The sequence below is a fragment of the Alterinioella sp. B-7 genome (assembly GCF_056857775.1).
This window is the reverse complement of sequence record NZ_JBSXNT010000020.1, coordinates 111003-119041: the sequence shown is the minus strand read 5'-3', so window position 1 is coordinate 119041 and position 8039 is coordinate 111003. Positions and strand designations below refer to the sequence as shown.

General features: G+C 61.9%; 7 protein-coding genes and 1 tRNA gene. 3 read left to right on the top strand and 5 right to left on the bottom strand.

Translation table 11 applies throughout. The features are described from left to right. Window positions 1–165: 165 nt before the first annotated feature. A complete protein-coding gene (locus tag AC13C7_RS03025) occupies window positions 166–1284 on the top strand; it encodes a recombinase family protein (protein WP_482866560.1) in 1119 nt (372 codons plus the stop codon). Window positions 1285–1344: 60 nt separating this feature from the next. Here the strand turns inward: AC13C7_RS03025 and AC13C7_RS03020 are convergent, their stop codons facing one another. From AC13C7_RS03020 to AC13C7_RS03005, 4 genes are all read right to left on the bottom strand, one after another. Further along, entirely contained in the window at window positions 1345–2913 is a 1569-nt protein-coding gene (locus AC13C7_RS03020; RefSeq protein ID WP_482866559.1) for a DUF6538 domain-containing protein, read from the bottom strand. Between the two features lie 90 nt (window positions 2914–3003). Then, window positions 3004–3078: transfer RNA gene (locus tag AC13C7_RS03015), tRNA-Val, on the bottom strand. A 60-nt stretch (window positions 3079–3138) separates the two neighbouring features. Next, window positions 3139–3603: an HU family DNA-binding protein gene (locus AC13C7_RS03010; protein ID WP_482866558.1), complete on the bottom strand. Its 465-nt coding sequence runs from the start codon at window positions 3601–3603 to the stop codon at window positions 3139–3141. A gap of 94 nt (window positions 3604–3697) precedes the next feature. Next, window positions 3698–4474 carry a polysaccharide deacetylase family protein gene (locus AC13C7_RS03005; protein ID WP_482866557.1) on the bottom strand — a complete coding sequence of 259 codons (777 nt, stop codon included), beginning with the start codon at window positions 4472–4474 and terminating at the stop codon, window positions 3698–3700. 283 nt (window positions 4475–4757) lie between these two features. Here AC13C7_RS03005 and AC13C7_RS03000 point away from each other — a divergent pair, with 283 nt between their 5' ends. Together AC13C7_RS03000 and AC13C7_RS02995 are read left to right on the top strand one after the other, a co-directional pair. Continuing rightward, a complete protein-coding gene (locus tag AC13C7_RS03000; RefSeq protein ID WP_482866556.1) occupies window positions 4758–5195 on the top strand; it encodes a tail fiber domain-containing protein in 438 nt (145 codons plus the stop codon). 50 nt (window positions 5196–5245) lie between these two features. Next, window positions 5246–5449, top strand: coding sequence for a hypothetical protein (locus AC13C7_RS02995; protein WP_482866555.1), 204 nt, complete (start codon window positions 5246–5248; stop codon window positions 5447–5449). 45 nt (window positions 5450–5494) lie between these two features. Here AC13C7_RS02995 and lon read toward each other — a convergent pair whose 3' ends face one another. Beyond that, window positions 5495–7900, bottom strand: coding sequence for an endopeptidase La (gene lon, locus AC13C7_RS02990; protein ID WP_482866554.1), 2406 nt, complete (start codon window positions 7898–7900; stop codon window positions 5495–5497). Window positions 7901–8039 lie beyond the last annotated feature (139 nt).

Below are 8039 nucleotides of genomic sequence, written 5' to 3'. Positions count from 1 at the left end.
CGCGCCGATACATGAGCCTTGAAACCCTCGCGCGCGTGAACGACAATCCCAATGTCAGGCTGCCCGCCGTGGCGTCCTGATCAGAACCCGGGCCTTCCCGAAGGTCGGCGCTCTTACACCACGCCGGGGGACACTATCCTGTCCACATCGTCGGAGCGTCAGTTCATGTCGGCACTGGGTTACAAGGCGGTCGGCTACATTAGAGTTTCGACCAAGCGGCAGGCCGATCAAGGTCTCAGCCTGGAGGGGCAAGCCGAATCTATCCGTCAGTGGGCCAGGAGGCACTCCTGCGACCTCCTGTCCATCGAGGAGGATGACTGCCCGGCTCATGGCCCGGCCGGCCTCGCCAGGCCAGGATTAGGCGCTGCGATCACTCGAGCTCGCGCCGAGGGAGTTCCCATCGTAGTGACGGCAATAGACAGGCTCAGCCGCGACACAAGAAGCCTGAAGGTCCTCGGTCTCGACGACATTCACATCCTCACGACCTCGTCGAACCGGCGTGTCGGCAAGCGTCGGTTGCGTGAACTCGTTCGCGCAGCGCAGGGTGAGATCGCTGAGCTGTCTGCACATGGCCAGGCAAGTCAACGGTCAGCAAAGAGAACGAGGTCGAACCTGCGCCCAGAAGATCGGCGTGCCGGTGCCCTTGGGAACCTCGACCGGGTTGACGAGAAGATCCAGTCTCTCATTGAGCAGATCCAAAAGCATCCGAACTTGTTAGCGATGAGCTGGCCGCAGCGTGTTGACCATCTGAACGGACAGAACGCTCTTAACCTTCTCAGCAGGAAGCCTCAGACCCGAAAACCATGGACAACAGGTTCACTGCGCAAGCCATTCAAGCGCGCGCTTGAGGAGATGCGCATCCAGGCCGAGATCGACGATCTGGACATTGCGGATGACTTCTATTCCGGTCGCCAGGAGTGCGCTGAGGGCGCATGCACTTCGGACGTCGTGGGCCTCCCACCTGCATCGACATACCCCTCCAGCGGCCGTCCTGGGGCCTCTGACGACGAATTTTCCACTCCACCTGTCACAGACGTCTATGAGCAGGATGATCCTACCACACTAACATCATCCACACGTCTCTCGCCGGCTGAATCTAAGGAACTACGCGTGCTCGTTGAAAAGCTCCGCATGGACCCAAACGACTTGATGGATCGATTGAATATCGGTGCCGGCGAACAGTCATTATGGCTGAGCCTGCTCGACAGCGAGCCTGTTTCCCTTGACCTCGCCGAACGCGCCAGGGTGCTCCTCACACAGACCAGTCACTACGGACGCTTCTGACGTGCCGCCGTGAATTAGCATCAACGCAAAAGGCTCGGAATTGTTGGGCGGCTATGACACTCAGGATCTGATCGGGTAGTCCGGCAGTTTTCCAATTGCATCGGCCTTGGTTTTCAACGTCACGTCGCCATAGTGATCTGCTGCGGTTCTGCCGGCGTGCCCCTGGATCGCATCAACAACGCGGTCAGATATCCCGAGTTCGCGGCAGGTCGTCTTGAGACGGTGCCTCCAAGCGTGGTTCGGTTGCAGCCCCTCGGTGGTCAGCTCCACCTTACGCAACCACTCTGATAGCTGATTTGATATGCGCAGGGCCTTCCTGGCGTAGGTGGCCGGATCCGTGCCGCCGTGGAACAGCGGCCCATCTGCGGCGGTCCTGACGAATTCCCCGAAACCCTCAGAGATGATCTGGCGGTGCAACGGCACGTCTCGATACTGGCCCGTCTTTACAGAACCGGCATCCGGCGTAATCCGAATTGACCATTGACCTTCTGTTTGCCGGATATCCTCTTTGCGCAGTTGTGTGATCTCGGTCACGCGCGCGCCGGTGAATGCGCAGAGGATCGGCACCCATCGCTTTGCCGCTACCAGGTGCGGCTTTTCGCGGATGTATCCATTCTCATCCTCGTGCGGCTCGTAAGCGCGTGAGGCCTTCAACAGCTTCACCGCCTCGGCATCGGTATAGCCACGCTCACGGGCATATACCTTGCGCGGCTTACTCTGTCGGACACCCGCCGCGACATTCTCTTGCAGCCGTTCGTTATTGACGGCCCAGGTGAGCAGCGACCGGATTGTCGAAAGGTAGATTGTGCTCACGGTCGTCGCGGAGAGCCTCTTCAGCAGGTCGTCACGCCATGTCAGCAGGTCTCGCTTGGTGATCCGGCTAGCGTCGTTGTGCTTGAGAGACTTGCGCAGGCTTTCGATCACCGGGGATTGACGCTTGCCGCTGTCCTTCATGAATCCAGCCTGCTTGCGGCTGTTCACGTAGTCCTGCCACAGTCCCGTTAGACTGACCGGCGTAGCCGCGCCATCCGGCATTGCGGCGTTCTTGATGATCGAGGATGTAGGGGTGCCGGTGAAATCGCCCTCGTCGCGCTCCATGACGCGCCCTAGCGCCTCCAGCTCTGCGATGCACAGGGCGCGCGCGATCACGCGCCATTCATGCGAACCGGGTGCTGCGTCGATGTTGCCAGCCGCCCGGAACCGCTCGAGTTGATCACCTACCAATTCGGCCAGCTCGTCGTTCCTGGCGCGGCCTGCTATCGCCTCGCGCAGGCGGACTACCAGCATGTCGTCCACAAGGATGCTGGCATATCGAGGATCGTTGCGCAGCTCGTTGTCAAAGGCCAGCCGCTGCATGTAATGGCTGAGCGCGATCTGGTCCGCTGCGAGGGGGTAGCGGGCTGGTGAGGTCTGTGAACGCCCCTGCCCCGCCCGACGCTCTGCCTGCGCGATCTGGTGCTGCAATTGCGCCACGGCACCGGGTAGCAGCTTGACTGCTTGCCGGTAGTCGGCACCTAGCGCCGTGCGCAGCTCGGTCTTTCCGACGATTCCCCGCAGGTCTTTCGGAACCACGAGGCGCGCGTGATATCTGCCGGAACGGTTGATGAGGTGCCTGATCGTGCCAGCCATGAGGAGCCCCGATTGTAACCAAAACTGTAACCTAAGAACGGCCAAAGCCCCTGCAATGCAAGGGCTTTCTTTGGTTTCAATGGGTTAGAATGGTGGGTGATAAGAGATTTGAACTCCTGACATCTTCGATGTGAACGAAGCGCTCTACCACTGAGCTAATCACCCGCCGTGGGACCGGCTTTTACCGCCGGTTCCGCCGCGCTGCAAGAGGGGGAGGGTGCAAAATTACTCGTCGTCGACACCCGGCGTGCGGATCGGGCCGGGGGCGGTCGCGTTCAGCTTGATCCGGGCCACGATCTGGTCGCCATTGGGTTTGGCCTCGCGCCGCTTGGCGGTGATCTTGCCAAGGCCCGGCAGCGCGACGTCGTGGCCTTCATGCAGGGCGGTGCCGAGCGCCTCCAGCACGAGGCCCGCGGTCTGGCGCAACTCGGCGCGCTTGAGCTCGGACTTGCCTTCCAGCGCGGCCATCAGTTCTTGCATCTTGAACATGCCGGCGGGCGCGACCTTGGGCTTGGGCGCCTCCGCCTCGGACTGGTCCGCCTCGGGGGCGGCGGTGACGCCGGTCAATTCGGTCGGGGCCGTCGGATCGGGCTTGTCGGCGGCCGATTTGCGGGCCGCGGATTTGGTCTTGCCCGCCGGGGTCGATTTGCGCCGCGTCGTGGTCTTGGTGGATTTCGCTGTCGTGGCCATGCCGTGGTCCCTGCCCGTGTATTGTTGCCGAATTGAGGACAAGCTTAACGCCACTCGCCCTGTCACGCCAGAGATTCCACCGCGACTCCGCCCCTCAGGTCGGTTGGACCTGGGCCAGTTGCAGGCTGATATTGCGCTGGTTCCAATGCGGCCAGCCGACCAGTTCCGAGACGGTGACGAACCGGTAGCCGCGCGCGATCAGCGCATCCAGCGCGGCGGGCATGGCGCGTACGGTGGATCCGATGATGTCATGCGCCAGGATCACCGCGCCGGGCCTTGTGCCCCCGACGATGCGGTTGGCAACGACAGAGCTGCCCGGACGGCGCCAGTCCTGCGGATCGACCGACCACAAGATCGTGGGCAGCCCGCGCGTCTCGTTGATCAGGCGGCGCTGACGTTCGGACAGCAACCCGTAGGGCGGGCGCATCGTCACCGGCGGGCGGCCCACAACCTGGTGGATGGCCTGCGCGGTGCGGTCCAGTTCATGCATCAGCCCGGCATTGCCGAGGTTGATCAGGCGCGGATGGGAATAGCTGTGATTGCCGATCTCATGCCCCTCACTGGCGATACGCGCGGTCAGTTGCGGATACATCGAGACGCGCCGCCCCACCACGTAGAAGGTCGCCCGGATGCCGCGGGCCGCGAGAATATCGAGCAATTGCGGCGTCAGGCTTTGATGCGGACCATCGTCGAAGGTCATCGCAACAACGGGCTGTGTCGTCGGCACCTGGGTGATGGTGGTGGCCCCGCCGCGGGTAATTCCGGCGGGCAAGACATGTTCGAGCCGCGCCTGTGCGCGGGCCCGTCCGACAAGGGCAGGCATGGCCATAAAACTGGCCGCGCCACCCAGAAGGGTACGGCGTGTAAGCATTCTCAAATTCCCCAGCTACGTCAATTATTGGCAGATTTCTTGTGCAGCCGGGAAAGCCAAGCCGAAATTCCCTTGCGAATCAAGCATTGGCGAATCGCCGCCGGATTAAACTGTGACATAATGAACGCGGCCCGACCGGCGTGATTTCATCGGGAATATCAGGCGGTTCCAAGGTCAACTGCGACCAAATGCCTGTATTCCTTGCTTTTGAAACCGGTTTGCTGAAGATTTGGGTTCTGATTGAAACGGGGCGCGCTGCCAGTGTCCCGAAGGGGGAAACACAATGTTGAAAACCGTTCTGGCCGCAACGACGGCCCTGTCTCTTGCCGGGGCCACCAGCCTCGCCGCGCAGACCGCACCGGCCACATCGGTCGAGATCGTGACCCAGGATGCGACCTCGACGGCACCCGATGAGCGTCACCTGCTGGTGCCGATCCTGTTCGTGGTGCTGGTCATGGGGGCGGCCAGCGGCGGCGGCTCGGGCTATGGCGGTGCGGTCGTCAGCGACGAACGGCTCAAGACCGATATTGCCCGTATCGGCACCGCGCCCAATGGCCTGCCGGTCTACCAGTTCAGCTATATCGGGATGGCGGGCACCTATCAGGGCGTGATGGCGCAGGATGTGCTATCCTACCGACCCGAGGCCGTCATCCGGCATCCGAGCGGTTACCTGATGGTGAATTACGACATGTTGGGACTGGAGATGACACGCGTTGAGTGACGATTGGGGCGGCGTTCCCTGGCCCCGGAGCCAAATTGAAGGAGGATATCATGAAAACTCTTCTGGCGGCGGGCCTGACCTGCATCGCTCTGACGGCGACCCCGGCCCTGGCCGGAGATGAAGGCGGGGATGAGGAAGGCGACGCCTATGTCACGCCGCAAGGGACGGTCGTCCGCGACACCACCAGCAGCGCGGGCGGTGTCATTGTGCCGATCATTTTCCTGCTTATTCTCGCGGCGGCTGCCGCGGATTGAAAAAACCGCCGCATGATGTCGGTCATGCGGCGGTTCGTCTTGCTGTCAGTGGGCGGTGGCTCCGGCTGATCCGCCCGAAGCCTCCAGCCGCGCGGCGGCGGCGGCTTCCTCGGCTTCCTCGTCCCAGTCGATGGGCTCGGGCTCGCGGATCAGGGCGTGTTTCAGCACTTCGCGCACGTTCGAGACCGGGATGATCTCCAATCCCGATTTCACGTTATCGGGGATCTCGGGCAGATCCTTTTCGTTATCCGCCGGGATCAGCACCGTCTTGACGCCACCGCGCAGGGCGGCCAGCAGCTTCTCCTTCAAGCCGCCGATCGGCAGCACGTTGCCGCGCAGCGTCACCTCGCCGGTCATCGCGATATCCTTGCGAACCGGGATCTGGGTCAGCACCGACACGATCGAGGTCACCATCGCCACACCGGCAGACGGGCCGTCCTTGGGCGTCGCGCCCTCGGGGACGTGGACGTGGATATCCAGCTTGTCGAACTTGGGCGGCTTGACCCCGATCTGCGGAGAGATGGACCGCACAAAGGACGAGGCCGCGTCGATGCTTTCCTTCATCACGTCGCCCAGTTTGCCCGTGGTCTTCATCCGGCCCTTGCCCGGCAGGCGCAGCGCCTCGATGGACAGAAGGTCACCGCCGACCGAGGTCCAGGCCAGGCCAGTCACGACGCCGATCTGGTCGTCCTTTTCGGCGAGGCCGTATTTGAACCGCTTGACGCCGAGCATGTCCTCGAGGTTCTCCGGCGTGATCTCGACCTTGTCGACTTCCTTCTTGACGATCCTGGTGACGGATTTGCGCGCCAGCTTGGCGATCTCCCGCTCCAGGTTCCGCACCCCCGCCTCGCGGGTATAGGTGCGGATCATCTCGGTCAGCGCCGCATCGGAGATCGAGAACTCGGATTTCTTGAGCCCGTGGTTCTTGACCTGCTTGTCGATGAGATGCTGCTTGGCGATCTCGCGCTTTTCATCCTCGGTGTAGCCCGCCAGCGGAATGATCTCCATCCGGTCCAGAAGCGGCCCCGGCATGTTGTAGCTGTTGGCCGTGGTCAGGAACATCACGTTGGAGAGGTCATATTCCACCTCCAAGTAGTGATCCACGAAAGTTCCGTTCTGTTCCGGGTCCAGCACCTCCAGCATGGCGGATGCGGGATCGCCACGGAAATCCTGGCCCATCTTGTCGATCTCATCGAGCAGGATCAGCGGGTTGGTGGTCTTGGCCTTCTTCAGGGCCTGGATGATCTTGCCGGGCATCGAGCCGATATAGGTCCGCCGGTGGCCACGAATCTCGGACTCGTCGCGCACGCCGCCAAGCGAAATGCGGATGAATTCACGCCCCGTCGCCTTGGCGACCGATTGGCCGAGCGAGGTCTTGCCGACGCCGGGAGGGCCGACAAGGCACAGGATCGGGCCTTTCAGCTTGGCGCTGCGGCGCTGCACGGCGAGGTATTCGACGATGCGTTCCTTGACCTTTTCCAGCCCGTAGTGATCGTCATCCAGCACCTTCTCGGCGCGGCCGAGGTCTTTCTTGACGCGGGACTTGGTGCCCCACGGGATCGACAGCATCCAGTCGAGGTAATTGCGCACGACAGTGGCTTCCGCCGACATCGGTGACATCGACTTGAGCTTCTTCAGCTCGGCCTCGGCCTTTTCGCGGGCCTCCTTGCTGAGCTTGGTCTCGGCAATGCGCGCCTCAAGCTCGGCCACTTCGCCGGCGCCATCCTCACCATCGCCCAGTTCCTTCTGAATGGCCTTCATCTGCTCATTCAGGTAGTATTCGCGCTGCGTGCGCTCCATCTGGGATTTGACGCGGGTCTTGATCTTCTTCTCGACCTTCATGACGCTCAACTCGCCCTGCATCAGGCCATAGACCTTCTCCAGCCGTTCGGCGACGTTCAGCGTTTCCAGAAGATCCTGCTTCTGATCCACTTCAATCCCGAGGTGACCGGAGACGAGGTCGGCCAGCTTGGCGGCTTCGGTGCTTTCGGCCACCGAAGTCAGCGCCTCTTCGGGGATGTTCTTCTTGATCTTGGAATAGCGCTCGAACTCATCGGCGACGGTGCCGAGCAGCGCCTGGATCGCCTGTGGATCGCCGGGGATCTCGTCCAGATCCTCGGCGCTGGCCTCGAAGAAATCGACATTGTCGACGAAACCGGTGATCCGCACGCGGGCGCGGCCCTCGACCAGCACCTTGACGGTGCCATCGGGCAGTTTCAGCAGTTGCAGCACATTGGCCAGCACGCCGGTGCGGTAGATGCCATCCGCGTCCGGGTCATCGACGCTTGGGTCGACCTGGCTGGACAGCAGGATCTGGCGGTCGTCCTGCATCACCTCTTCCAATGCGCGGACCGATTTCTCGCGCCCCACGAAGAGCGGCACGATCATATGCGGAAACACCACGACATCGCGCAGCGGCAGGACAGGGTACGTAAGGGTATGCTCTGGCATTCAAGCCTTCCTTGTTCTTGGCAAGAGGGCACCGATCCCGATTGATTCCGGCAATCTGTTGGCCCTCTCCTGTTCAGGATACCTAAATCTGGGGTCGCGGCACCTGTGTTTCAACTGCTTTTCTTGTTGGCCCCAGTCT

What these genes read in the sequence shown, in the direction of transcription:
- AC13C7_RS03000 (WP_482866556.1), top strand. Translation starts at nt 4,758, where the DNA reads ATGTTGAAAACCGTTCTGGCCGCAACGACGGCCCTGTCTCTTGCCGGG.
- lon (WP_482866554.1), bottom strand. Translation starts at nt 7,900, where the DNA reads ATGCCAGAGCATACCCTTACGTACCCTGTCCTGCCGCTGCGCGATGTC.
- AC13C7_RS03005 (WP_482866557.1), bottom strand. Translation starts at nt 4,474, where the DNA reads ATGCTTACACGCCGTACCCTTCTGGGTGGCGCGGCCAGTTTTATGGCC.
- AC13C7_RS02995 (WP_482866555.1), top strand. Translation starts at nt 5,246, where the DNA reads ATGAAAACTCTTCTGGCGGCGGGCCTGACCTGCATCGCTCTGACGGCG.
- AC13C7_RS03025 (WP_482866560.1), top strand. Translation starts at nt 166, where the DNA reads ATGTCGGCACTGGGTTACAAGGCGGTCGGCTACATTAGAGTTTCGACC.
- AC13C7_RS03010 (WP_482866558.1), bottom strand. Translation starts at nt 3,603, where the DNA reads ATGGCCACGACAGCGAAATCCACCAAGACCACGACGCGGCGCAAATCG.
- AC13C7_RS03020 (WP_482866559.1), bottom strand. Translation starts at nt 2,913, where the DNA reads ATGGCTGGCACGATCAGGCACCTCATCAACCGTTCCGGCAGATATCAC.